21 protein-coding genes are annotated in these 23752 nt (G+C 64.5%); 9 read left to right on the top strand and 12 right to left on the bottom strand.

What is annotated here, in order from left to right:
- Window positions 1–97: 97 nt before the first annotated feature.
- From GWQ44_RS06350 to GWQ44_RS06385, 8 genes are all read left to right on the top strand, one after another.
- Entirely contained in the window at window positions 98–586 is a 489-nt protein-coding gene (locus GWQ44_RS06350) for a hypothetical protein (RefSeq protein ID WP_275926900.1), read from the top strand.
- The gene (locus GWQ44_RS06355) at window positions 574–945 is read left to right on the top strand and encodes a hypothetical protein (RefSeq protein ID WP_179599075.1); all 372 of its coding nucleotides are present in this window, start codon (window positions 574–576) and stop codon (window positions 943–945) included. The genes GWQ44_RS06350 and GWQ44_RS06355 overlap by 13 nt, the downstream gene beginning before the upstream one ends.
- Window positions 946–1066: 121 nt before the next feature.
- Window positions 1067–1501: a DcrB-related protein gene (locus GWQ44_RS06360; protein ID WP_103741766.1), complete on the top strand. Its 435-nt coding sequence runs from the start codon at window positions 1067–1069 to the stop codon at window positions 1499–1501.
- A 22-nt stretch (window positions 1502–1523) separates the two neighbouring features.
- Entirely contained in the window at window positions 1524–2816 is a 1293-nt protein-coding gene (locus GWQ44_RS06365; RefSeq protein ID WP_275926901.1) for a polymorphic toxin type 46 domain-containing protein, read from the top strand.
- On the top strand, window positions 2813–3097 hold the full coding sequence (locus GWQ44_RS06370; protein ID WP_047306647.1) for an immunity protein Tsi6 family protein: 285 nt from the start codon (window positions 2813–2815) through the stop codon (window positions 3095–3097). The genes GWQ44_RS06365 and GWQ44_RS06370 overlap by 4 nt, the downstream gene beginning before the upstream one ends.
- A gap of 40 nt (window positions 3098–3137) precedes the next feature.
- Entirely contained in the window at window positions 3138–3401 is a 264-nt protein-coding gene (locus tag GWQ44_RS06375; protein WP_275926902.1) for a hypothetical protein, read from the top strand.
- A gap of 174 nt (window positions 3402–3575) precedes the next feature.
- Window positions 3576–3908 carry a hypothetical protein gene (locus tag GWQ44_RS06380; protein ID WP_042940740.1) on the top strand — a complete coding sequence of 111 codons (333 nt, stop codon included), beginning with the start codon at window positions 3576–3578 and terminating at the stop codon, window positions 3906–3908.
- A gap of 54 nt (window positions 3909–3962) precedes the next feature.
- The gene (locus tag GWQ44_RS06385; protein ID WP_275926903.1) at window positions 3963–4223 is read left to right on the top strand and encodes a hypothetical protein; all 261 of its coding nucleotides are present in this window, start codon (window positions 3963–3965) and stop codon (window positions 4221–4223) included.
- A 25-nt stretch (window positions 4224–4248) separates the two neighbouring features.
- On the opposite strand, the gene GWQ44_RS06390 is transcribed toward GWQ44_RS06385, so the two are convergent.
- The 12 genes from GWQ44_RS06390 to tssA form a co-directional block, all read right to left on the bottom strand.
- On the bottom strand, window positions 4249–4875 hold the full coding sequence (locus GWQ44_RS06390) for a hypothetical protein (protein ID WP_275926904.1): 627 nt from the start codon (window positions 4873–4875) through the stop codon (window positions 4249–4251).
- A 15-nt stretch (window positions 4876–4890) separates the two neighbouring features.
- Window positions 4891–9351, bottom strand: a complete 4461-nt coding sequence (locus GWQ44_RS06395; RefSeq protein ID WP_275926905.1) for an RHS repeat-associated core domain-containing protein — start codon at window positions 9349–9351, stop codon at window positions 4891–4893.
- A gap of 9 nt (window positions 9352–9360) precedes the next feature.
- Window positions 9361–9786 (bottom strand): DcrB-related protein, encoded by a 426-nt coding sequence (locus GWQ44_RS06400; RefSeq protein WP_275926906.1) that lies wholly within the window; start codon window positions 9784–9786, stop codon window positions 9361–9363.
- A gap of 18 nt (window positions 9787–9804) precedes the next feature.
- Window positions 9805–11742, bottom strand: a complete 1938-nt coding sequence (locus GWQ44_RS06405) for a type VI secretion system tip protein VgrG (RefSeq protein ID WP_047306642.1) — start codon at window positions 11740–11742, stop codon at window positions 9805–9807.
- Window positions 11743–11826: 84 nt separating this feature from the next.
- Window positions 11827–14502, bottom strand: coding sequence for a type VI secretion system ATPase TssH (gene tssH / locus GWQ44_RS06410; protein ID WP_275926907.1), 2676 nt, complete (start codon window positions 14500–14502; stop codon window positions 11827–11829).
- Entirely contained in the window at window positions 14495–15547 is a 1053-nt protein-coding gene (gene tssG / locus GWQ44_RS06415; protein WP_103741890.1) for a type VI secretion system baseplate subunit TssG, read from the bottom strand. The genes tssH and tssG overlap by 8 nt, the downstream gene beginning before the upstream one ends.
- Window positions 15511–17370, bottom strand: a complete 1860-nt coding sequence (gene tssF / locus GWQ44_RS06420; RefSeq protein ID WP_275926908.1) for a type VI secretion system baseplate subunit TssF — start codon at window positions 17368–17370, stop codon at window positions 15511–15513. The genes tssG and tssF overlap by 37 nt, the downstream gene beginning before the upstream one ends.
- A complete protein-coding gene (tssE, locus tag GWQ44_RS06425) occupies window positions 17367–17882 on the bottom strand; it encodes a type VI secretion system baseplate subunit TssE (protein WP_016963863.1) in 516 nt (171 codons plus the stop codon). Before tssE ends, tssF begins: the two co-directional genes overlap by 4 nt.
- 171 nt (window positions 17883–18053) lie before the next feature.
- Window positions 18054–18542 carry a type VI secretion system tube protein Hcp gene (locus GWQ44_RS06430; protein WP_011064257.1) on the bottom strand — a complete coding sequence of 163 codons (489 nt, stop codon included), beginning with the start codon at window positions 18540–18542 and terminating at the stop codon, window positions 18054–18056.
- Between the two features lie 117 nt (window positions 18543–18659).
- Window positions 18660–20153 (bottom strand): type VI secretion system contractile sheath large subunit, encoded by a 1494-nt coding sequence (tssC, locus tag GWQ44_RS06435; RefSeq protein WP_016963864.1) that lies wholly within the window; start codon window positions 20151–20153, stop codon window positions 18660–18662.
- A 16-nt stretch (window positions 20154–20169) separates the two neighbouring features.
- Window positions 20170–20685: a type VI secretion system contractile sheath small subunit gene (gene tssB / locus GWQ44_RS06440; protein WP_016963865.1), complete on the bottom strand. Its 516-nt coding sequence runs from the start codon at window positions 20683–20685 to the stop codon at window positions 20170–20172.
- Between the two features lie 81 nt (window positions 20686–20766).
- Window positions 20767–21786, bottom strand: a complete 1020-nt coding sequence (gene tssA, locus GWQ44_RS06445) for a type VI secretion system protein TssA (RefSeq protein ID WP_103741889.1) — start codon at window positions 21784–21786, stop codon at window positions 20767–20769.
- 393 nt (window positions 21787–22179) lie between these two features.
- Here tssA and tagH point away from each other — a divergent pair, with 393 nt between their 5' ends.
- Entirely contained in the window at window positions 22180–23709 is a 1530-nt protein-coding gene (tagH, locus tag GWQ44_RS06450; RefSeq protein ID WP_275926909.1) for a type VI secretion system-associated FHA domain protein TagH, read from the top strand.
- Window positions 23710–23752: the final 43 nt, after the last annotated feature.

Consider the following 23752-nt stretch of genomic DNA (forward strand, 5'->3'; position numbering starts at 1 on the left):
GCGAAGCGGCAATGGCGTGGCTAGGATGCGCGCTTGTTTGAATTGTGATCTAAGGCCAAGGATGACCCGCCCCACTGACAGATCCGTTTCATGGACAGTGTTGTTGCGCTGCCTGGGAAGCCCCGGTCCAGCGACCCTGATACTGGGCTGCCTGCTCGCCCTTGGCCTGTCATCGGCCTCTGCCGGTAACGGCTCGCAACTGGGGCAGATCGGTTATCGCGAAGCCCTCAACTGGTTCCACAGTCAGCAATACGACAGCTCCGGCGCCTGGCTGTGCGGCTATTCCCTGGCCCGCGAGGACTACAGCGTGGCGCCCAAGGCTCCGCGTCTGCTGGTGGAAGTGGACCAGCGTTTTCTCTACCTCAAGTCCGCCGGCCAACTGGTGGAACTGACCGGCGCCGCCCAGGGCCCCGAGCGCAGCGAGTACCAGAACGCCAGCGCCCACATCCGCGTCACCCTGAACATCCTCAAGCGCAACAACTTCAGCGAGTACCAGGAGTCGCACGACCGCCAGGTACTGGCGCGCATCGAGATCAACGACCAGGTCGAAACCCTCACCCTCAAGGGGCAATCATGCGGTACTTGAACTCCCTGGGCCTGAGCCTGCTGCTCGCAGGCGTCAGCCTGCCGGCCCTGGCCGATGAGGCCAACCCGGGCCAGGGCTGCTATGGCCACCTCACCGAACTGGTGCGCAGCAGCGATTTTCCCTACCGCGACTTCACCACCCCGGAGCACCTCAAGCTGTTGATCGACCGTGATGATGGTGACCAGTTGAGCCTGCAGTTGTTCTACGAAACCTCCGGCAGCGGAATCATCGGCTGGGTCCGTTACGACGTGCCGCAGCAGGCACTGTGGAATGTCAGCATCGACCCGCAAGAGCCCCAGGCGCTCAAGTTCGACCCGCGTTTTGCCCGGGCCTATGCGTCCTGCCTGGAGTCGCGCTAGGCCTCGGCCAGCCGCCACTGGCGCAGTGCAGAGTTGCCGAGTGGTTCCTTGATTGTTGCCAGTCATTGCTTGAAAATTCGCCGTCATCCGAATCACCCTTTCAGCATGGAACGCGAATCTCTTGTCCTCCTACCGCATTCAAGAAGCCGATCTCGATATTCCTGACGCCTGGCAGGACCAGAGCATCAACATCTTCAAGCTGCCGGCCGTGGGCGGCGCCCAGGAAGCCAGCTTCGTCATCAGCCGCGACCCGAGCCAGGGCGAGGCCTCATTCGCCGATTACGTGGCCCGGCAACTGAGCAGCGCCGAGCAGCAACTGCCGGGTTTCACCCTGATCAAGCGCTGGGACTTCGACATGCACGGCCACGCCTCGGTCCTGCTGGACTACAGCTGGCAACGCGAGGGCCGCGAGCTGATGCTGCGCCAGGTGTTCATCGAGCGTAAGCCGGCGGTGCTGATCACCACCCTGACCACCACGCGGCAAGACCTGGTGCACCACGAGCCGGCCTGGAAACAGGCCATGCAGAGCCTCAAGCCTCAGCCTTCGCGGGCCTGATCCCTTCGCTGAGTAGCGCACCATGGATATGTTGGCAGCAGCGCGCCTGGGCGATGAAATCGCCCACGGTTTTGGCGTGGCGGCGATGGTGGCGGGAGCCGTTGTCGGCGCCCTGATCGGCGCCGCGGTGGTGGCGGCGACCGTGGCCACCGGTGGCGTGGCGATCGCCATCATCGCCGGTTCGGTCGCCGCCGGCGGCCTGTCGATGTTCCAGATCGCCAAGGGCCTGAGCACGATCTTCAACCTGCCCGAACCCGGCACGGGGGTGCTGGTGGAGGGCAGCTTCAATGTCCGCATCAACCTGCGCAACGCCATGCGCGCGGGTCAGGATCACTCGTCCTCGTGCAGCGGCCTGCCGCTGAACCACCCGATCTGGCCGTTCCCGGTACTGATCGCCGAGGGCAGCGCCAAGGTCACCATCAACGGCAAGCCGGCGGCGCGCCTGCAAAGCAAGATGGTCTGCGGCGCCCACATCAAGACCGGCAGCGAGAACACCTTCATTGGCGGGCCCACGGTGCAGGTGGCGTTCGTCCTGGATATCGAAGGCTGGATGCACACCGGGTTGGAGGCGCTGGGGCTGGCGGCGCTCGGCGCCGGGCTGGTAGTGGCGGCCATGGCAGGCGTAGCGGCATTGGCCGGTGCCCTGGCAGTGGGCGTCGCGGTGTATGGCGGCATGGCCCTGCTGGGGGACCTGGGCGACCGCCTGGGGCCGGGCTATCGCGATCTGCTGCAAGGGGTGGCCGGCATGGCCCTGCTGGGCCTGGGGCCGAAGCTGGCGGCGCGCAAACCGGCGACCGCGGTGCCCGAGCTGACCTCGCGGCGTGCCTACCTGAATCAGAAGTTCGGCCGCTCCGGCGACATGCACGGCGACATCAACTACCGTGGCAACCGTGAAGTGGCGGCGAACTTCTTCGAGTCCCAGGGCTATTCCAAGGTCGATGCACAGTCCTACATGAACGGCCTGGATTTCAATCATCCGGTGCGCGTGGAGACCCTGGCCCCCGGCAAGAACCTGTGGCAATACCAGTCCCCCGGAGCGCCCCAGGGCAACTGGTATACTCTCAGCCCGCGGGTGCAGCCGACCGAGCTGGGGATCAACCCCATGGGCACCAACCGCGCCGCCAACACCATTGAACCCAAGGTTCTCAACTCCTATGGAACAACGCGCAAGGTGCAGGTCCTGCGCAGCACGGCTGCGCCGACCAACGACTTCTGGTCGGTCAAGGGGCAGTCCTATCCCGCCAAGGGCGGGGCGCAGCAGTTGTTCTCCAATGACAAAGGCGCCTTCGGCGCGCTTCCTTCCGGTGGACCATGAAACCAATCGACTACATTGATCACGCACTGGCGCTGGTAGCCAAGCGGGCCCTGGTCCTGCCGGGTTACGAAGTCTTCGACAGCCTGCAAAAACAGCTGCAGTACGTTCGCGCGGTGCTGCTGGACCGCAGCCTGGACCGCTCCGGGCTACACCAGATCAGCATTGGCGCCATTGCCGTGAAGGAGTTCGACGAAACCGACCCGGAGCTGGCCCGGGCGTTGAAAGACGCATATTACGTGGCGGTACAGACCGGGCGTGGCTTGAAGGTCGACCTGCCCTGAGGCACGTCTTTGGTTATCCGTGATGCCGCCGGAGGGCGCCATGCTGTTCAAGGATCTGTCGGTCAATCGCGAGGAGGTGTTCTCGATGGGCATCGAAGCACTCAGCGGCCAGTACTACGTTTCCTTCCCGGTCAGCCTCGGCGTGGTCGACTACGAGGAGTACTACGCCATCGATCGCGCGACCTTCGAGCGGTTCGAACAGGACCTGCAAGCCGCGCTGGCATTTGTCACCCGCGCCAGACGGCGCGAGCTGGATCGGTTGCTGATCATCCAGCCGGGCAAGAATCGCGGCTCGGCGATCTGATCCATCCTCTGGGAGTCCTCAAGAAGCCTGATCTCGTTGAGATCGAGCCGCTGGGCGCTGGGGCGCCAGACCATCCCATATCAGAGAAATTGCCCCGGTAGCCACATGCACCGTTATGCCAGGCCCCGCGCCAGTATCTGAGTGAGGTCAAAACCTTAACTGAGGTGTTTGTAAGTGACTGAGCAAGAATTGCAGGCCTATGTGGAAAAGGCGGATGCCGACACAGTACGTGTTCGGGTCATGGACGCCTCGCTGGACGCGGCCCTGGTGGCCCTGGGGTTTGGCGCAACGATCGAACCGGGGGTGTATGCCCTGGACGTAGCGGACGACGGGCGCAAGGCGCAGCTCTTCGATGCCCTGCGCACGCTCGGCGTGGCCTTCGCCGATGGCAAGGAATGGTGCCCGGCCGAGGTTTTTGAATACCTGCGCGACATGAACCTGCTCAGCGGCACCTTCACCCGGGTTTCCTGGCGCGAGCCCGGACGCTATCACCTGGTCGAGGTCTGATCGTCCGCCTCGAAAGACCACCCTTGGTCAGTGGCGGTCTTACACGGGACCGAGATGAAATTCATCGATCTGTTGGTCAACCGCGAGGAGATGTTCTCCATGGGCATCGAAGCACTCAGCGGCCAGCACTACGTCTCCTTCCCGGTCAGCCTCGGCGTGGTCGACTACGAGGAGTTCTACGCCATCGATCGCGCGACCTTCGAGCGGTTCGAACAGGACCTGCCCGCCGCGCTGGCGTTCGTCACCCGCGCCAGACGGCGCGAGCTGGATCGGTTGCTGATCATCCAGCCGGGCAAGAATCGCGGCTCGGCCTGATCTGCCCCGGCACTCCGGCAATTGCTCAGCTCAGCGCTGCCAGGAGTTGCTTGTTGAACGACTCTTTCAGTTCCTGGTTGTTGGTGTAGCCCAGGGTCTGCTCGCTCAGAATCTTCGCCAGCGTTGCGTCGTCCGGTTGGATTGCGTTGGTTTTCAAGGCGATAACGATCAGCGGGACCGGATAGGCGTAATACTTTGGCCTCTCGATGACATCGTTCACCAGTGCGGGGCTGACATTGAGGAGGTTGTACAGGATAGGCAGGTGAACATCCTGGAGCCGGCGCAGCATCACCTGGCAGGTATTTTCAATGCCTTGTTCGGTCACGGGCAGCAGTGGACAGCCGTCTTTTTCGCTGACCGTCGACATGCAGTAGACCAGTTTCGGATTGGCCAGGTTGGATGGGTAGGGCGGGCTTATCCGCTCGATCTCCGCCTGCAGGGCCGGGTGTTCGACGAAGATGATGATTTCGTAGGCGCGGGTGTTGGCCAGGTACTCGAAATGCAAGGTCGCCACGGCGCCCGATTCTTTATGGGCAATCACCACTTTGTTCCGGGTGACTTTGACGCCGGGATAAGCCGAGAGCTCGCTCTTCAAGAAAAGCTGGAGTGCCTTTTCGAAGTTGCTGCGCAATTCCTTGGTGTCTGCTTTCATTTCTCGATTACTCGTTCAATAGCGAAGAAGCCAGAAGTTGGCCGTATGCTGTGCGCCATTTCCACCGAACGGTGTGCCTTTGCCGCTTTTGGTCGCAACTTCGAACTGGCCTTGGGTGGCGCCCGACGGTTTGATCAGGCCGCCGCCCAGGCCACCGTTGGTATTGGCCGTATTGCTCATGTCGAACATCCCCGATCCCTGTTGGTTCTTGGTCAGTTTGCCGCTGCCATTTTTGACTTCGAACACGTGGTAGTTGCCGGCTTTGTCCTGGGCGATGATATCTGCCCTGATGCGGTAGGACTTCTGAGTGACAGGATGCTTGACCTTCATGGTCAGTTCTTCAGCTACCACAGTGAAACCGTTCCTCTCGAGGTCGGCCTTGGCCTTTGTAGTGCCCCTTCTGCCGCTGTAGGCCGATTTGCAGATCCAGCCCAGCGGGTCGATCCAGCCGATCGGGTTGGGAGCATAGTGATAGAGGTTCAAGCCTCCGGCCAGGCCGATGGGGTCCGGCGTGGTGAAGCGCCCGATATCCGGATCGTAAAAACGGAACGTGTTGAAGTGCAGCCCGGTCTCGCGGTCCAGGTACTGGCCCTGGAACCTGAGATTCTGCTCCTCGATGTAGTAGGGCTCGCGTATTTCTTCGATGGTGTTGCCCCAGACCTGATAGCGGGCCTGCCAGACGCTGTGGCCGTCAGGCTCGCAAAGCTGGTGGGGCAGGCCATTCAGGTCGTTGTGGTAGTAGCGGATCTTCTGCTGCGCGCCGAGGCCATCGACCCGCGCCAGGGGCGCGTGGCCCTGGTCTTCATAGACATAGAGGCTGGTCTGTTGATTACGCTGTTCCTGCAGCAGCCGCAGGCCATCCCAGATGAATCGGGTTTCACCCAGAAGGTTGCCCTGGCTGTCGTACTCACGCTTGCTGATGCGTCGACCCAGGACGTCGTAACTCATCCTGACCAGGGTTTCGCCGCTGGCGGTCTGATTGCGCACTTCGATCAAGCGGTGTTCGGCATCGTAGGCAAACCGTTGCACGCCTCGCCGACCACTGCGTTTTTCAATCATTCGGCCAAAGGCATCGTAGCGGTAGCGCTTGTCCTGGTAGGTCAGCAACTTGTTGTGCACCACCAGCCCGGCGCCCGCTTTCGGGCCGTCAAGCAAATTGGCGGCGGCGTCGTAGGCGAAGGTTTCCTTCTGGCCCTGCAGGCCGTCCTGGCTGGCGATGATTCGCCCGGTCGCGTCGTAATGGAACAGTTGCCGATATTGGCCGTTGACATGCCGCTCGGCCAGGCCCACCAGGTTATCGCTGTCGTCGTACTCGAGGTGCCGTTCCGGGGCTGTCGGCAGGGTGTTTGCCAGCAGGCTGGAATGCCGCAGGCGTGCGCGCAGGCGGCCACAACGGTCGTATTCGCTGCGGGTGCTGATCTGACCCTGGGTGCGCAGCACTTCACGGTGCAGGCGATCACGTTGAAAATCGCTGATTACCTGGCCATCGAGATTGATCTGGTGCAGATGGCCGCTGCCGTAATAGAGCCGATTGAGCCAGCGCGTGTCCGGTAGCTGGGTCTGAATCAGATTGCCCAGTTCGTCGTATCGGTGTTTCAGGCTGCCGGCCGCTGTGTGTTCTTCGAGTAATTGGCCCAGGGCGTCGTAGCTGAAACTCACTGCCTGCTGGTTGCCGAGGTTGTCGGTAAAGCTGGCTGCGATCAGTTGGTTCAAGGGATCGTAGGTGTATTGACTGCGCCCATCGTCCGTGGTCTTGGCCAGCAGCCGCCCCACGGCATCGCGCTCGAACTTGTGGATGATTGGTGCGATTGGTTGCGCGGGCACGGCGCTCAATCCGGAGCCATAAGGCGCGGCATGGGCCTGGAGTTCGACGACGTTGTTCAGTGAGTCATAGCCATAGCGCTTGGCACTGCCGTCGAGGTCCTGCTGTTCGCTCAGACGGTTGCCGGCATCCCAGGCAAAGCGATAGCTTTCGCCGTTTTCGTTGGTGAGCGCCAGCAGCCGTCCGAACGCGTCATAGTCGAATCGGACCTGCCGGCCATGGGCGTCGGTGCGCTGGCTTATCTGCCCGCGCCGGTTGTACTGGTAGAGCGTGGTGTAGCCGGACGGGTCGGTGTAGCCCTGCAGCTGGCCGTTGCTGCTGCGTTGAAAATGCTCGGCGCGGCCATCGGCCAGTTGGCTGCTCAGCAACCGTCCCTGGCCGTCGTAATGGAAGCGAGTGTGCTCGCCAAGGGCATCGATGATGGCTTTCACGTTGCCACGTCGATCGTATTCGAAGCGGGTCGGATAGCCCGAGCAATCCAGGTGTTCAAGCAATTGCCCGGACGAGTTCCAGCGCATCTTCCGGCTTCTTCCCGTGGCATCGATGATCTCCACCACCTGCCCGTGTGCGTCGTGGCGGTACTGAGTCACTTGGCCTAGCGGGTCTGTTTCGGCGATGCAATTGCCTCGGGGGTCGTAGCGCAAGTGCCAGCTTTTGCCGGCAGGATCGGTCAGGGTCTGTGGCAGCGACCAGTGCTCCAGCCACAAGGTCGAGTGGCTGTGCCCCAGAGGATCGGTCTCGGCGATCAGGTTGCCGGTTTCGTCGTAGCTATAGGCATAGCGCCCTCCCAAGGGGTCAGTGGCGCTGAGCAGTTGGCGTTCGTCGTTCCACTCGAAGGCCCATGTCTGGTTGAGGTTGTCGGTGTACTCGACGATCTGCAACTGGCTGTTCCAGCGACGGCGGCTGATGCGTTGCAGGCTGTCGGTGACCTGGGTGATTCCGGCCTCCAGATCATAGTCGTACTGATAGCTATCGCCTTCGTCGGTCCAGTGACGGGTCACTCGCCACTGCTGGTCGGCGAACAGTGTCCACTGGTAGAAGCAGCGCAGCCCGGTGGCCAACTGGTGCTCGGTCATCCGGTGGCCGGCGTCATAGGCGAAGCGCCGCTGTACCTGCCTTTCGCCATCGCGGACCTGTGCCAGGTTCCCTGCGGCATCGTAGTCATAGCTGACCAGCACTTCCCGTTGCTGGTCAGGGTACAGCCGTTCGACCTGGGCAATCCGACCGGGCCAGCGCGTGCTGTAGCCCAGTTCGAGCTGCGCCTGTTCAAAAGTATCGCGCAGCAGCCAGAGCCGCCCGGACGAGTCGTATTCCAGGTGCAGGCGATTGTCGTTGCGGTCCCCCAGCTGGCTCAGGCGCAACCGCGAAGGATCGCTCGCCAGCGGCTCGAACAGACGGTAGAGGCCGTCGCTGCTTTCGATCAGCAACTGCCCGTTGTCGTTGCGTCGCACGCTCAAGCCTTCACCGGGGCTGAAGGCTCCACCGCCCAGGGCAATGGCACCCATGTCGATGCGGCGTCCCTGCTCATCAATGTAGAGCAGGCGTTCGCCGCCCTCGGGATGGGGCTCGATCTGGATGCTGACCTCGTAAGGCAGGCTCCAGCCGGCCCCGAGCAGGCCGTCACGGCGTTCGTCGCGGCTGTTGTAGAAGCGTTGCCATTCGATGGGCACCAGCCCTGGCAGGGTGAAGTCCAGATCGTCGTCGGCCCCGAGCACCTTGGCCCCGGTTGCTGCATGCACCGGATGGGTCGAGGCGACGACGGCCTGGGTCAGCGCATTGGTCGCCTGGCTGACGACAAACGAATTGACCCCGGCCATCAGCATGCACGGCAGGTTGCTGAGGAACTTGCCCTTGCCACCCTTGAGCATCATCAGCACGGTCACCGCCAGGCCCACGCCCGGGGTCTTGCCGCTGCGGATCTCGCGCACCACCACCGAGCCGCCGCCGATGGTCACGTCGGGGGAGATCGGTCCGGCGGACACCACCTTGGCGTCGCAGGTGCTGCGGTCGCCGCTGCGCACCGCCGGCTGGCCGTCGATGCTGACCTTTTCCGAGCCTTCGGCCAGGTACTGCACGGGCATCGGCGGGTGCTTGGTGCAGGTCACCAGGTCCAGTTCCTTGGTCTGCGAGCCGGGCGCCGGGGAAGCCACGGTGGGCCGCCACATCTGCGAGAAGAATTCCTTGGCCATGTCGAGAAAGCCCGGGCCTTCCTCCGGGGTGGCCGAAGGGGTGTCGGTGGCTTCGCCTTCCTCGGCGCCGTCGCCGCTGATCTGCGACGGCGGGGCGATACCGGCCGCGCGGGCCGCCGGTTTGTTGTTGGTCAGGACCTTTTTCGAGCCGCTGGCGATGGTGGCCTGGATCGAGGGCGGGAACAGGGCATTGGCGAAGCCCTCGCATAAATTGCTCAGGCCCTTGTCGGCCCCGGTCTTGCTCATGACCACGCCGACCACCACGCCCACCACCAGCCCCAGCACGCAGGCGCCAAGGCCGCCGGTGGCCACCGTGATGCCCGCCGCCGCGGCCACCGCCATGGTCGCCAGGGCGCCTATGGCGACGTTGGCCGCTACCTCCAGCACGCCGCCGAGGATGTCGGCCATCACCGAGGTGTGTTCCAGCCCGTCGCCCAGTCGGGCGGCCCACAGCGCGTCAGACATGGGCCCGCCTCAGCCCAGCACCAGGGTGTTCTTGATCTGCGCCCAATGGGCGGCTTCGGCGTCGCCGAGCTTCTGTGCCTTGACGTAGCTCATGGCGAGCATCTGCCGGGTGCCGGGCAGCGCCAGGGCCAGCTGGTACTGGAACACCTGCTCGCTGCCCTTGCTGAACTGGCTGCGCAGCTCCAGGCCCGGAATGTCCTGGGCCGGGCCCAGCAGCACCGGCTGCGGACCCTTGACCCGCAGTTCCTGCACTTGCTGCTCCAGCCGCTGCAACTGGCTGGCCAGGCTGCTCTCCAGGGTTTCGCCGTCGCCCAGCAGGCTGCGGCTGACGATCAGCGAAGTGCCCAGGGCCGGGAACTTGAGGATGTTGATCGAGGCGTCCTGCAATTCGCTGGCAGGCAGCTGGAACTGCAATTCATTGAGGCGATAGGTCATGGCATGGGCATCCGTTCATTAGCCTTTGGGGGCGGAAAAGGGGGCTTTGGCCTTGGCGCTGATGGCACCCTGCACGCCCTGGCCCTCGGTGGTGGTGCCCGGGCCGCCGCCGTTGTTCAGGTGCAGCACGCCACCGGTATTGATCTCGGCATCGGCCGAGGCATGCACGCTGATGTTGACCCCGCACAGGTTGATCTGGCCGCTGGCATTGAGCTCCAGGATGCTGGCCCCGCACACCAGGCGCAGGCGTTCGCCGACCTCGATCACGTAGCTCTGGCCGATGCTGTCGAGCTTCTTCTCGCCCACCGTCAGCTCATCCACGTGCTGGACGATGCGCGTGCGCTTGTTGCCGATGGTCACGTACTCGTCGTGGCCGATGCTCTTGTTGCGGTTGTTGCCCACCGAGTGGCTTTCATTGACCTCGACCACGATGTCCTGGTTGCGCTCGGCGTGGATGTACAGCTGCTCGGCGCCCTTTTTGTCTTCCATGCGGATTTCGTTGAAGTTGGCCGGGCTGCCGCCCTTGCTCGAACGACTCTTCATCCCGCTCTGGGTGGCGTTGGCCGGCAGGTCGTAGGGCACGGTCTGCTCGGCGTTGTACACCCGGCCGGTGATGATCGGGCGGTCGGGGTCGCCTTCGAGGAAGCTGACGATCACTTCCTGGCCGATCCGCGGGATCTGCATCGAGCCCCAGTTTTTCCCGGCCCAGGCCTGGGACACGCGAATCCAGCACGAGCTGTTTTCGTTGGACTGGTCGTGGCGGTCCCAGTGGAAGTGCACCTTGACCCGGCCGTACTGGTCGGTCCAGATCTCTTCCCCGGCCGGGCCCACCACTCGCGCGGTCTGCGGGCCCTGGACCATCGGCTTGTGGGTACTGGCCAGGGGCCGGAAGCTCTGCTGGGCATCGATGCAGGTCAGGTGGCTTTCGAACTGCGCCGAGCCGCCGCCACCGCCGGTTTCCAGGCTCTCCTGGACCAGGTAGTAGCGGATGCCGACGATCAGGTATTCGCGGTTCTGGTCCTGGCGGCTGAAGCCGCTGAGGGTGAACAGGTTGCCCACCCCCAGGCCCCGCGCGTTGCCGCTGAGCTCGATGCGCTCGTGCAGGCTTTGCAGGGCTTCGATGCGGGTCTGCGCGTAGTGCTCGCCGTCGCTGCTTTGTACGTAGGTGCCCGGGTAGTCATACAACGGGTAGTCGCCGGCGGCGTGGGGCCGGGGCATGGCCGAGCGCACGTCGATCCTGGCGCTGGGGCGCTGGAAATCGTAGTCGTTGAGTTCCAGCGAGCCGGGTTGTACTTCCTGGGCCAGGTGCCAGTCGAACAGGTGGTCGCGCTCGCGCTGCTGCTCGTCCCGCGGGTAGTAGGGCACCGTGGCATAGCCGGGCACGCTGCTGTGGGCGCCGTAGGCGTCGGCCAGCACCAGCACATGGCGGTCCTTTTCGTGGCGGAAGAAGTAGTAGATGCCTTCCTGCTCCATCAGCCGGCTGACGAAGTCGAAGCTGGTCTCGCGGTACTGCACGCAGTACTCCCACTCCCGGTAGGGGCGGCTCAGGGCGTCTTCGAAATCGGAAAAGCCCAGGTCGCGGAACACCTGCTTGATGATCTGCGGGATGCTCAGGTGCTGGAAAATCCGGCAGTCGGAGGTGCGGCTGAGCAGCCACAGCCAGGGCCGCAGGGTCACCTGGTAGCTGGCGAACTGGCCGCTGTCGATGTTCTGGCTGCAGCGCGCGACGATGCCGTGGAAGTGCCGCTGGCCACCGCCGTCCAGCTGCACGCTGAGGCCCATGGGCTTGCCCAGCAGCTGGTTGAGGTCGATGTTGGCGTCGCTGGACGTCAGTTGCAGCTGGTAGTCGAACAGCCGCCCCAGCTCCTCGCCGCCGCCCATGCTCTTGAGCAGCAGGACATCCGGTCCCAGCGGGCAGTTGACCTGTGCCAGTCGTGTGGATTGCTGAAATAACATCGTCGGTCTCGTTGAATGGTGAAAGCAGCGGCAAGCGGCAAGTGGCTAGCGACAAGCTTGAAGCTTGCCGCTTGCTTCTGGCTTTCAGGCCGGCTCGCTGAAGTCGTAGTGCAGTTCGTTGTCGCGCTGGCGGATGCGCACCCCGGCCAGGGCGCGGCCTTCGAGCAGGCGGGTGAGGAACTCGCGACTCATGTCCGGCAACAGGCTGTTGGTGAGGATGGCGTCGATCATCCGCCCGCCGCTCTCGGTCTCGGTGCAGCGCGAGACGATCAGGTCGATGACGTCGTCGTCGAAATCGAAATCCACCTTGTGGGTGCTTTCCACGCGCTTCTTGATCCGCCCCAGTTGCAGGCGGGTGATGGCCTTGAGCATCTCGTCGCTGAGCGGGTAGTAGGGGATGGTCACCAGGCGCCCGAGCAGTGCCGGCGGGAAGATCTCCAGCAATGGCTGGCGCAGGGCCTTGGCGATTTCCTCCGGCTCGGGCACAGCCTGCGGGTTCTTGCAGACGTTGGCGATCAGCTCGGTGCCGGCGTTGGTGGTGAGCAGGATCAGGGTGTTCTTGAAGTCGATCATGCGGCCTTCGCCGTCTTCCATGACGCCCTTGTCGAACACCTGGAAGAAGATCTCGTGCACGTCCGGGTGGGCCTTTTCCACTTCGTCCAGCAGCACCACGCTGTAGGGCTTGCGCCGTACCGCTTCGGTGAGCACGCCGCCTTCGCCGTAGCCGACGTAGCCCGGCGGGGCGCCCTTGAGGGTGGACACGGTGTGGGCTTCCTGGAACTCGCTCATGTTGATGGTGATGACGTTCTGCTCACCGCCATACATGGCCTCGGCCAGGGCCAGGGCGGTTTCGGTCTTGCCCACCCCGGAGGTGCCCGCCAGCATGAACACGCCGATCGGCTTGTTCGGGTTGTCGAGGCCGGCGCGGGAGGTCTGGATGCGCTTGGCGATCATCTGCAGGGCGTGGTCCTGGCCGATGATGCGTTTCTTCAGGTGCTGGTCGAGGTTGAGCACGGTTTCCAGTTCGTTGCGGGCCATGCGCCCCACGGGAATCCCGGTCCAGTCGGCGACCACCGAGGCCACCGCCTGGTAATCCACGGTCGGCAGGATCAGCGGGCTCTCGCCTTGCAGGGCGCTCAGGCGTTGCTGCAGGTCCACCAGCTTCTCGCGCAGGCCGTGGCTGTCGTCGCCGACGTCGCTGTCCACCAGGCCGACGTTCTCCCGCAGTTGGGCGCGGGTCGCCAGCAGTTCGTCGACCAGGGTCTTCTCTTGCGCCCAGCGGTTTTCCAGCTCGGCCAGGCGCTCGCGCTCGGCGGCCAGGAGGTTTTCGCTGTTGACCTGGCGGTTGCCGATGGCCACGCCGATCGCCTGTTCCCGGGCGATGATCTGCAACTCGGTTTCCAGGGCCTCGATGCGTCGGCGGCTGTCATCCACTTCCGCCGGCACCGCGTGCAGGCTGATGGCGACGCGGGCGCAGGCAGTGTCCAGCAGGCTCACGGATTTGTCCGGCAACTGGCGCGCCGGAATGTAGCGATGGGACAGCTTGACCGAGGCTTCCAGGGCTTCATCGAGGATCTGCACCTGATGGTGCTGCTCCATGGTCGAGGCCACGCCGCGCATCATCAGCAGCGCCTTGTCTTCCGACGGCTCGGCCACTTGCACCACCTGGAAGCGCCGGGTCAGGGCCGGGTCTTTCTCGATGTGCTTCTTGTACTCGGCCCAGGTGGTGGCGGCCACGGTGCGCAGGGTGCCGCGGGCCAGGGCCGGTTTGAGCAGGTTGGCCGCATCGCCGGTGCCGGCGGCGCCACCGGCGCCCACCAGGGTGTGGGCTTCGTCGATGAACAGGATGATCGGCTTGGGCGAGGCCTGGACGTCTTCGATGACCTGGCGCAGGCGCTGTTCGAACTCGCCCTTCATGCTGGCGCCGGCCTGCAGCAGGCCGACGTCGAGGCTGCGCAGTTCGACGTCCTTGAGCGCCGGCGGCACGTCGCCGGCGACGATGCGCAGGGCGAAACCTTCCACCACCGCGGTCTTGCCGACGCCGGCCTCGCCAGTGAGGATCGGGTTGTTCTGCCGGCGGCGCATGAGGATGTCCACCAGTTGGCGGATCTCTTCGTCACGGCCGACGATCGGGTCGAGCTTGCCGCTGCGGGCCTGCTCGGTGAGGTCGACGGTGAAGCGCTTCAAGGCTTCCTGCTTGCCCAGGGCGCTGGGGGCCATGGCTCCGCTGGCTTCGCCGGGCACCGCGCCGGCATTGAAGCCGTCGCTGGCGCTCAGGGCGTTTTCCGGCGAGTCGCCGATGTATTCGTCAAAGCGCTCGCACAGGGTTTCGACCTTGATCTTGTCGAACTCCCGGGACAGCCCCAGCAGCGCGTGGCGCAGGCTCGGGGTCTTGAGGATGCCGATCACCAGGTAGCCGGTGCGCACCTGGCTTTCGCCGAACATCAGGCTGCCGTAGACCCAGCCGCGCTCCACCGCTTCCTCGACGTGGGACGACAGGTCGGTGATCGAGGTCGAGCCGCGAGGCAGGCGGTCCAGGGCCTCGGTCAGGTCCTTGGCCAGGCGCGCCGGCTCCAGGTTGAACTGGCGGATGATGCGGTGCAGGTCCGAGTCCGTCAGTTGCAGTAGCTGGTGCAGCCAGTGGGCCAGTTCCACATAGGGGTTGCCCCGCAGTTTGCAGAAGACCGTGGCGGCTTCGATGGCTTTGTAGGCAACGCTGTTGAGTTTGCCGAACAGCGCCGCGCGACTGATTTCACCCATGCTCTGTGCTCCTTGGTGTACGTGAGGTAGTGGCCTGATCGGCGTAGTGCCGGGCCAGAATGAGATCCTTGGCATCACTGCCGGGTTGACCGAGCCAGGTGTTGAAACCCAGGCGCTGGCGGCCGTTGAGTTGCAGCTTGGGCACTTCGTCCTTCTGCAGGACCAGGTTCAGGTCCCAGTCCAGTTCATGTCCCAGGTATTCGGCGACCCAGGCCACCAGTTCCTTGAACTGCTGGCCGTCGGGCAGCATCCCCAGGTACTCGTCGAGCTTCAGCGGCCCCAGGCGAATGCGGAATTTGTGCTGGCGGTCCCAGACGTGGCTGCCCAGGCAGAAGTCCACCCCCAGCTGGTGGGACTGCACCCCGAGCCGGCTGCGATCCGGCAGCTCCAGCCACTGGCCGACGTATTCCTCGATTGCCACCGGCAGGCCGAAGTACTCGCCGATGATCGCCCGCAGGCCATCCGGGTAGCGGGTCTGGGCCGCCAGGTGGCCGCTGTAGTGCAGCTTGGCGGTGTCGGGGATCAGCCCCTGCTTGAGCAGGCTGGGCATGCCCCGGCCACTCAGGGCGGCCAGGCGCGCGGACCAGTAGTCGTCGTCCGGGCGGTCGTGGCTCACCGTCGGCCGGGCTTCGGCCCAGGCCCGGTAGAACAGGCTCAGCAGGCGGTGGTGGAACACATCGAGAAAGCGCTTGCTGGTGCTGTCGGCGTTGTTGCGCTGGCGCTCGCGCACGTACTCGGTGATGTGCAGCGGCAGCGGCCCGTTGGGCCCGCCCAGGCCAAAGAAGAACTGCTCCAGGCGCGTCGCCGCGCCCTCGCTGCCGGGGGTGACCGAAGCCAGGGTCGAGGGCGCGAAGGTGCAGTCGGCCTGCTGGCCCAGGCGCAGGGGGTCGTCCGCCAGGCGCAGGGAGTGGCCGAAGCGCGGCAGTTGCGGCGACAGGCATTCGATACGCCGCAAGGCCTGGAAGAAGTCGTACTCCCAGGGCTCGGCGTGCATCGCCGTCAGCGTATTCAAAGAGTCGGACGCCGTCCGGGCTGGGCTTTCCATCGCATGATCTCGCCGCGTTCGGTGGTACGGATCACCGTCTCGGTAAAACTGTTGATCGACACGTAACGTGCCAGGAAGCGCTCGAAGACCGCACCGAGGAGGAACACCCCGGTGCCGCGAAACGCGTTTTCATCGAATTCCAGGGTGATCTCCAGGCCCCGGCCAAAGACGATCGGCCCGGGCATCGGCAGGCGCCTTGTCACCGCCTTGCTGCTGACGTCCCGCAGGCCCTCGATCTGCAATTGCAGGGCCGCGTCGTTGCTGTCGCCGTACAACCGCAGCAGTTCGCGCAGGGCCGCCGCGCCCTGGCCCTGTTCGGCCAGAGACAGGTAGTTCAGCGACAGCTGGCTGATCAGGCGCCAGGCCTTGCCGTCGTGGGCATGGCTGGGGCGGGGCCGGCTGGGGCCGGCCAGGCAGCGGATGGCCTGCACCGGGGCGCTGTCGGCCAGGGTGAAGTCGGTCTTGCCGCTGCCCACGTTCATGAACAGCGGCAGGTCGCGGTTGGTGCACAGGGCGCTGACCCCGAGCTGGCGCAGGTCGTGGCGATAGGGCGCCTGTCGGCTGTCCACCAGGCTGACGAACGACTCGCTGCCGATGTAGGTCGAGCGGGGACCGTTGCGGCGCTGGTCGCTGGACAGCACCCGCGGCTCGCGGCGCACGATGTAGTAAGCCTGGTCGCGGCCGTAGCGGGACGGGTCGCGCACCGCGTAGAACGGCAGGAATGGCTGTTCCGGCCCGGTGCCGTGGCCGCTGATGGCGGTCAGCGAGTGCACTTCGAAATCCATCGGCCGGGTGCGGTCGGCGATCACATGGTGCTCGTTGACCCGATCGGACAGGTGGATGCGGTCCAGGCGCTTGGGAAACAGGTTGATCGCCGGGGTGCAGAAGGGCACGAACTGGGCGGCGCCGACGCTGCCTTCCAGGCTCTGCTCGAAACGCTCGAAGAGCACGATCAGTTCCAGTTCCTGGCCGGCGCAACGTTGCACCGCGCGGCCCAGCTGGGCGAACTCGACGAACAGGAAGCGGTTGGGCAGGGCGAAGTATTCCTGCAGCAGGCGGTAGCCCTGGAACGCCTGGGGCACCACCGGCAGCGCCGCGTCGCGGTCGTCGAAACCGCGAGAGCGCAGGGCGTCCTGGGGCAGGCGCTCGACCCAGTCGCCACCCGGAGCCCGGGCGTACACCGCGCAGGCGTTGCCCAAGAGTTGTTCGTAGAGGCGGAACGGCAATTCGTCGTTGCCGTTCAGGTACAGCGGCAAGCTGTCCAGAGCCAGGCTGTTGAACGGCAGCTCGGCGCCGGTGCGCAGGGTCAGGCGCAGCCCGGCCTTGGCCTTGGGCTCGCTGGCGGCCAGGCGCCCGAGCACCGCCGCCGGGTTGCCGAAGTACTCGGCCTGGGTGACTTGCAGCGGCCACAGGGTCACCGGGTGCGCGGTGCGGTATTCGCAGCAGGTCTGGGTGTCGCGGCCCAGGGCGGCGCGCAGGCTGGTGTTGCGCTCCAGGGTGAAGCCGCTGCTCAGGGAGCCTTCGTCGGGATCGGCCTGCAATTGCACCACGGTCATCGACGGGGTCGGCGCCAGGTAGTGCGGGTAGGCGATCTCCAGCAGGTTGTGGGTGAAGGTCGGGTACTCGGCATCGAGCTTGAGCTGCACCCGGGCCGTCAGGTAGGCGAAGCCTTCCAGCAGGCGCTCGACATAGGGGTCGGCGCAGTCCATGCCCGACAGGGTCAGGCGGCTGGCGATCTTCGGGTATTCCTTGGCGAACTCCGCGGCGCTTTCGCGCACGTGGTGCAGTTCCTGGTTGTACAGCTCCAACAGGCGCGGATTCATGGGCGCCTCCGGGAATCGGCGTGCACCACCCGCACATGGCCGGATTCCAGGTCCATGTCGGTTTGCAGCAGCAGGCGCAGGGGCATCGGCTGGGCCCACAGATCGCCCTCGATCTCGAAGCTCAGGGCGTTGTGGTTCATCTCGCCGGGCGCGGTGCGCGCGCGGACCCGCAGGGTGCTGCGCAGGATGCGCGGTTCGAAGGTGGCGATGGCCTGGTGGATCAGCGCCTCCAGGGCCGGGATGTCGATGCTCGATGCGCTGTACCCGGCCAGGGCCGGCAGGCCGTAGTTGACCACCGAAGTACCGGCGGGGGTGTGCAGGGTGGCATCGGCTTCCAGCAGCGACGTGGTATTGAGCAGCCAGGCCAGGTCGCGCAGCACCGAGGCCTTGAGCTGGCTCAGGGACAGCACGCGTTTGTCCGGGCTTTCTTTCAGGTTGCCGGGCTCATCGTCGGTCAGACGATCCAGCAAAGAGGGTTGCAAGCGATCGCGGGCGGCGATGTCGGTTACCAAAGGGTTCGCTCCAGGATCGGATGGCGCAGGCATGACGTCACGAAAAGGGGCGCAGGCGCTCACCCCTGTAGCCGCTGCCGCAGGCTGCGAACGAGGACAACGTCCTCGCAACCCGGGCTACGCATGCAGCATGGCCCGGATCTTTCGCCGCCGCGGCGCGACCGCAGCGGATCAGCGCTTGGTGTTCGAGCGGATGTTCCAGCCGTACTTGATCGGGCCGCCGTCCTTGGTGCCGTCGGCTTTCTGTGGCTGGTACTCGACCATCACCTGGGCGAAGTTCAGGGTGATGTTTTCGGTCAGGCGGTCATCGCTGCCCGAGCCGCCGGTGCTCAGGGAGGTGATCAGCACTTCTTCCAGGTCGATGATCATGTACTCGACCTGGCTTTCGCCGCCGGCCTTGCGCACGGTCAGGCGCACCTTGTCGATGTGCTTGCCGCTGGAGCAATGCATCATCAGGTTCGGCGAGGCCTTGTCGACGTACTTGGTCAGCGACAGGTCCTGGATGTTCACCTTGCCCGCGCCGCCGCCACCGCCGACGTGCATGTTGCCGGACTGGGACATGCCCCAGCTCCAGTTCAGCACGTCGATCTCGTCCTTGTGGGCTTTGTCCATGGACTCGCCCTTGATGTCACCGATCTTGATGAAAATATCAACAGCCATGTTTTCTCCCTGTGTGGCACTTGCCACGATGTTGATTCAGCGTCTGGCGCCGCTGCGCGAGGCCCTGGGGACCTCGTGCGGCTATGGTCGCGGCGCCAGGTTTGAGTCGGTTATGGGTCAGGCGCCCTTGGCGGACGGCAGTTTGGATACCAGGCGCAACGACACGGTCAGCCCTTCGAGCTGGTAGTGCGGGCGCAGGAAGAACTTCGAGTTGTAGTAGCCCGGGTTGCCTTCGACTTCCTCGACCACCACTTCCGCCGCGGCCAGCGGGTGCTGGGCCTTGGTGGTTTCGGTGGAGTGCGCCGGGTCACCGTCGACGTAGTTGAGGATCCAGTCCTGCAACCAGCGCTGCATTTCGTCCTTCTCTTTGAAGGAGCCGATCTTGTCGCGCACGATGCACTTCAGGTAATGGGCGAAGCGGCAGGTGGCGAACAGGTACGGCAGGCGCGCGGCCAGGTTGGCGTTGGCGGTGGCGTCCGGGTCGTCGTACTCGGCCGGTTTCTGCAGCGACTGGGCGCCGATGAAGGCGGCGAAGTCGGTGTTCTTCTTGTGCAGCAGCGGCATGAAGCCGTTCTTCGCCAGTTCCGCTTCACGGCGGTCGGAGATGGCGATCTCGGTCGGGCACTTCATGTCCACGCCACCGTCGTCGGTGGGGAAGGTGTGGGCCGGGAGGTTTTCCACCTCGCCACCGGATTCCACGCCGCGGATCCGCGAGCACCAGCCGAAATGCTTGAACGAGCGGTTGATGTTCACCGCCATGGCGTAGGCGGCGTTGGCCCAGGTGTACTTGGAGCTGTCGGCGCCGTCGGTGTTCTCTTCGAAGGCGAAGGCTTCCACCGGGTCGGTCTTGGCGCCATACGGCAGGCGCGCCAGGAAGCGCGGCATGGTCAGGCCGATGTAGCGCGAGTCTTCCGATTCACGCAGGGAGCGCCAGCCGGCGTATTCCGGGGTGGTGAAGATCTTGGTCAGGTCGCGCGGGTTGGACAGTTCCTGCCACGAGCCCATGCCCATCACGGTCGGCGAGGCCGCGGCGATGAACGGGGCGTGCATGGCCGCGCAGACCTTGGACAGCTCACCCAGCAGTTCCACGTCCGGTGGCGACTGGTCGAAATAGTAGTCGCCCACCAGGCAGCCGTAAGGCTCGCCGCCGAACTGGCCGTATTCCTCTTCGTACATCTTCTTGAAGATCGGGCTCTGGTCCCAGGCCGTGCCCTTGAACTTCTTCAGGGTCTTGTGCAGCTCCGGCTTGGAGATGTTGAGCACGCGGATCTTCAGCTGCTCGTCGGTCTCGGTGTTGTTGACCAGGTAGTGCAGGCCACGCCAGGCGCTTTCCAGTTTCTGGAATTCCGGGTGATGGATCACCTGGTTGACCTGGGCGGTGAGCTTGGCGTCGATGGCGGCGATGATCGATTCGATCGACTTGATGGCGTCGTTGGACACCAGGTCGGTCTGCGCCAGGGCCTGCTCGGCCAGGGTCCGCACGGCGGTTTCCACGGCTTCGCGAGCGCGCTCGGTCTTGGGCTTGAATTCCTGCAGCAGCAGCGAGGCGAATTCGCTGGCCTGCTCGGTGGCGCCGGGTTGGGCCTGATTGTCACGCATCAATTCGGTCATGATCGTTGGTCCTGAGTTACGCGTTCGGCTCGGAGTCAGCAGGCTTTGGCGCACTGGCCAGGGCCTGGAGCAACGCCGGATCCTTGATGGCTTTCATGATGATTTCTTCGGCGCCGGTCTTGCCGTCCATGTAGGTCAGCAGGTTGGCCAGCTGGGTGCGGGCCTCCAGCAGCTGGTTCAGCGAATCGACCTTGCGCGCCACCGCGGCAGGGCTGAAGTCGTCCATGCTCTCGAAGGTGATGTCCAGGCTCAGGTTGCCTTCGCCGGTCAGCTCGTTGGGCACGTGGAAGGCCACCCGAGGCTGCATGGCCTTGAGGCGCGAGTCGAAGTTGTCGACGTCGATTTCCAGGAACTTGCGATCGGCCACCGGCGCCAGGGGCTCGGCGGGCTTGCCGGCCAGGTCAGCCATCACGCCCATGACGAAGGGCAGCTGGACCTTTTTCTCGGCGCCGTAGAGTTCGACGTCGTACTCGATCTGCACCCGGGGCGCGCGGTTGCGCGCGATGAACTTTTGAGAACTTTGCTTCGCCACGTTGTGCTCCTGGTCGCTGCTGCGACGGTGTTGGCGTCGGTCGGTGATTGCCGCTGACGATACTGTTCGGCCGCTTCGGGGTTAGTCGGATTCGGGGCCGCGCAGGTTTTCAAATTGGGACATGCCATCGGGGATCAGATTGCGCACGATGGCCGCGAAGTCGGCGTTGACCAGATTCTTGGCCCGGTTGAGCAACACCGGCAGCGGGCTCGAAGGCTCGTGACGGCTGTAGTAGGCCAGCAGCCGGTCGAGGCTGCGCAGCACGTCGTCGCGGCTGTTGATCTCGCCGGAAATCCGCGCTGCGGCTGGTGCCACGGGCGCGTTGCCGGCCTCGCTCGCGGGGGCGTCGGCGGGCTCGTCGACCGGGCTATCGCTGGTTTGCGGGGCGTGCTGGCTCAGCACCTGCAGCGCCAGGCGCAGCGGTTGCTTGAGGGCGCTGAGGTCCACGCCGCTGGCGGACCCCACTTGTTCGCTGACCTGCTTTTCGATGGCTTCGACGGCCGAGCGGGCGTTGCTCAAGGCGGTGCGAATGGCCTCCAGGTGTTCGGGGTCGCTGTCTTGCAGGGCGCCGGCCAGGTGGTCGGAGCCCAGGCTCTCACCGGAGAAATGCTGCAGGCCGGCGGCGTTCAGCGCGGCCCGCACGGTCACCGGGCCGAAGGTCCGCGAGCGGGTCAGCTGGGCTTCGCGCAGCAGGCCGATGGTGGTGTCGGCGGCGAGACCGGCCAGGGCGTTGATGCGCACCGTGGGGTCGTTGTCGTCATCGGCGTCCAGGCGCGGGTGCAGGTCCGCCCAGTAATCGCGGAGCAGGCCGTTGATCAGTTCGAGGCAGGTGGCCAGGCCCGGCAGGCCTTCAAGGGCCAGGGTGCTCTGCACGAGAAAATGGGTGATGCGCAGGTCTTTGCTGCGGGCCAGCAAGTCCAGGCTCTGCTGCTGGATGCTGCGCCAGTCCGGCGGTTCGGCCGGGAGGATCGAGTCGCCCATGCTGCGCTCGGGCTGACCTTGCGCGGCCCGCTCCAAGTGCAAGAAATCCGCGTCATATTCCAGATCTTCGCCACAAGGCGAAGTTGCTGAAATCGCGGCGAGCAACATCGGTACATCCACCTGGTTCGATCTCCCTATCAGCCTGCAGGACAGTCAGGCAATTAATGCACTAGTTGTTTGTGAACTCGTGCACATTTCTTGGTAAACATGGACTCATTGATATTGCTGAGCCATCATCCGTGTTCAAGAAGTTGTGCATTTTTGGTGTAGTAGTTGTGGCTTGTCAAGGTAAGCTATTCGCCCCGCGTGACACTGTTATGTCGACTTACTTAGTTCCTTGACCGGTGAGTCAGAATGAGGCGGGGCGCGGTGTGTTTGTCATCTGTGTGGTTTAAGTTGAGCGATCATGCTGTGAACGGTGCTGTTTAAAGGATTTTTTGCGGACTTTTCATTTTTTTACGGAACTTTTTTCCCGGCACCGGTTCGCACGCGGAAGTACAGCAAGGAGGCGAGATGTCGCTGTGTTTGACTATCACTAGTTATCACAAGATCACCCCTGGTCAATGCCCTGAGAAACTAATGGATCAGGGTGTGATGGCAATTGGCCGCAGTTCCGATAATGACTGGGTACTTCCTGATCCCGAGCGCTTAGTTTCGGCGCGACATTGTGTCATCCAATACAAGAATGGCCGTTATTACTTGACCGATAACAGTACTAACGGTGTGGAGTTAGTCCGTGCCGGTATTCGCATGCGCCGGGGTAACAGCGAGCCGCTGGAAGATGGCGAGGTTATTCGCATTGGCGATTACGAGATCAGCGCACGGATCGATTTCAGCCTCAATCGTGCGCAGGCTGAGGCCTTTTCCGGGGACAGCTCCAACAGTTTCGAAGCGTTGATGGGCCGACAGGCGGCAGCCCCGACCCCGATCGAGCCGCTCGCCATGGCGCCCGTGGCGCATTTCCAGGGCGCCTCGGCCCAGGACACCTTTCCCGACCTGTTCGACTTCCTGACGCCGAGCGCCACGCCTCCGGCCACTCAGCCGGACCATGTGCCCGCCGAGCAGCACGATTTTCGCCCGCCGACGCCCACCGCCGCGCCCCAGCCCGTGCAAGCGCCAGCGCCTCAGGCTCCCCAGGGTGGGGCCCTGATTCCGGAAGACTGGGACCTGTTCGGCGACACGCCGGCGCGCCCTGCTCCAGCTCCAGCTCCAGCTCCAGCGCCGGCTCCGATTCCGGTTTCGACGCCCGTGCCGCAGGCCGCGCCGGACCCGTTTGCCGGCATCGGCCTGTTCAGTGCAGAACCGCCGCAGCCGCAGCCGCAGCCGCAGCCGCAGCCGCAGCCGTTCGAGGTCGCGGCGCCGCAGGTGCCTGCTGCTCCGGTTGCTCCGCTGCCCACGGCCGCGGCACCGCAAGCCCCGGTCGCGGCACCCGCCCCGGCGCCGGTCGCGCCGCAGGCCGACCTGTTGCAAGCCTTTCTGCGCGGCGCCGGGCTGGACCAGTTGCGCATCGACCCGCAGCAGGCCCAGGCGCAGATGGAGAGCCTGGGGCGCAGCTACCGCTTGATGGTCGAGGGCCTGATCGATGTGCTGCGCGCCCGCAGCAGCCTCAAGGGCGAGTTCCGCATGCAGCAGACCATGATCCGCCCGGTGGAAAACAACCCGCTGAAGTTCGCCCCCAATGTCGACGAAGCCATGCTCCTGCTGTTGCGCCACAGCAACCAGGCGTTCATGGCCCCGGACCAGGCGGTGCAGGACAGCTTCGACGACCTGCGGGCCCACCAGCTGGCCGTGATGGCCGGCGTGGAAGCGGCCATCAAGCACTTGCTGGGGCGTTTCGAACCGGCCGAACTGGAAGCGCGCATGGCCCGTCCCGGTGGCCTGGGCAACCTGTTCAGCGGTTCGCGCCAGGCGCAGAACTGGCAGCAGTTCACCGCGCTCTACAAGCAGATTTCCCAAGAGGCCCAGGACGACTTCCAGGACCTTTTCGGTCGCGAGTTCAGTCGCGCCTACGAAGAACACACCCAGCGCCTGCGCCGCTCCTGAGCGCGCCTGGAACCCACCGAACCCACGGATACACGGACAGCTG

This window comes from Pseudomonas sp. 3MA1, from assembly GCF_029237275.1.
Taxonomy (GTDB): domain Bacteria; phylum Pseudomonadota; class Gammaproteobacteria; order Pseudomonadales; family Pseudomonadaceae; genus Aquipseudomonas; species Aquipseudomonas fluorescens_AP.

Excerpts from the sequence above, each read along its gene's own strand:
- tssC (WP_016963864.1), bottom strand. The coding sequence starts at position 20,153 with ATGACCGAATTGATGCGTGACAATCAGGCCCAACCCGGCGCCACCGAG.
- GWQ44_RS06405 (WP_047306642.1), bottom strand. The coding sequence starts at position 11,742 with ATGTTATTTCAGCAATCCACACGACTGGCACAGGTCAACTGCCCGCTG.
- GWQ44_RS06355 (WP_179599075.1), top strand. The coding sequence starts at position 574 with ATGCGGTACTTGAACTCCCTGGGCCTGAGCCTGCTGCTCGCAGGCGTC.
- GWQ44_RS06400 (WP_275926906.1), bottom strand. The coding sequence starts at position 9,786 with ATGACCTATCGCCTCAATGAATTGCAGTTCCAGCTGCCTGCCAGCGAA.
- GWQ44_RS06365 (WP_275926901.1), top strand. The coding sequence starts at position 1,524 with ATGGATATGTTGGCAGCAGCGCGCCTGGGCGATGAAATCGCCCACGGT.
- tagH (WP_275926909.1), top strand. The coding sequence starts at position 22,180 with ATGTCGCTGTGTTTGACTATCACTAGTTATCACAAGATCACCCCTGGT.
- tssH (WP_275926907.1), bottom strand. The coding sequence starts at position 14,502 with ATGGGTGAAATCAGTCGCGCGGCGCTGTTCGGCAAACTCAACAGCGTT.
- GWQ44_RS06430 (WP_011064257.1), bottom strand. The coding sequence starts at position 18,542 with ATGGCTGTTGATATTTTCATCAAGATCGGTGACATCAAGGGCGAGTCC.
- tssG (WP_103741890.1), bottom strand. The coding sequence starts at position 15,547 with ATGGAAAGCCCAGCCCGGACGGCGTCCGACTCTTTGAATACGCTGACG.
- GWQ44_RS06390 (WP_275926904.1), bottom strand. The coding sequence starts at position 4,875 with ATGAAAGCAGACACCAAGGAATTGCGCAGCAACTTCGAAAAGGCACTC.
- tssF (WP_275926908.1), bottom strand. The coding sequence starts at position 17,370 with ATGAATCCGCGCCTGTTGGAGCTGTACAACCAGGAACTGCACCACGTG.
- GWQ44_RS06385 (WP_275926903.1), top strand. The coding sequence starts at position 3,963 with ATGAAATTCATCGATCTGTTGGTCAACCGCGAGGAGATGTTCTCCATG.
- GWQ44_RS06375 (WP_275926902.1), top strand. The coding sequence starts at position 3,138 with ATGCTGTTCAAGGATCTGTCGGTCAATCGCGAGGAGGTGTTCTCGATG.
- GWQ44_RS06370 (WP_047306647.1), top strand. The coding sequence starts at position 2,813 with ATGAAACCAATCGACTACATTGATCACGCACTGGCGCTGGTAGCCAAG.
- GWQ44_RS06395 (WP_275926905.1), bottom strand. The coding sequence starts at position 9,351 with ATGTCTGACGCGCTGTGGGCCGCCCGACTGGGCGACGGGCTGGAACAC.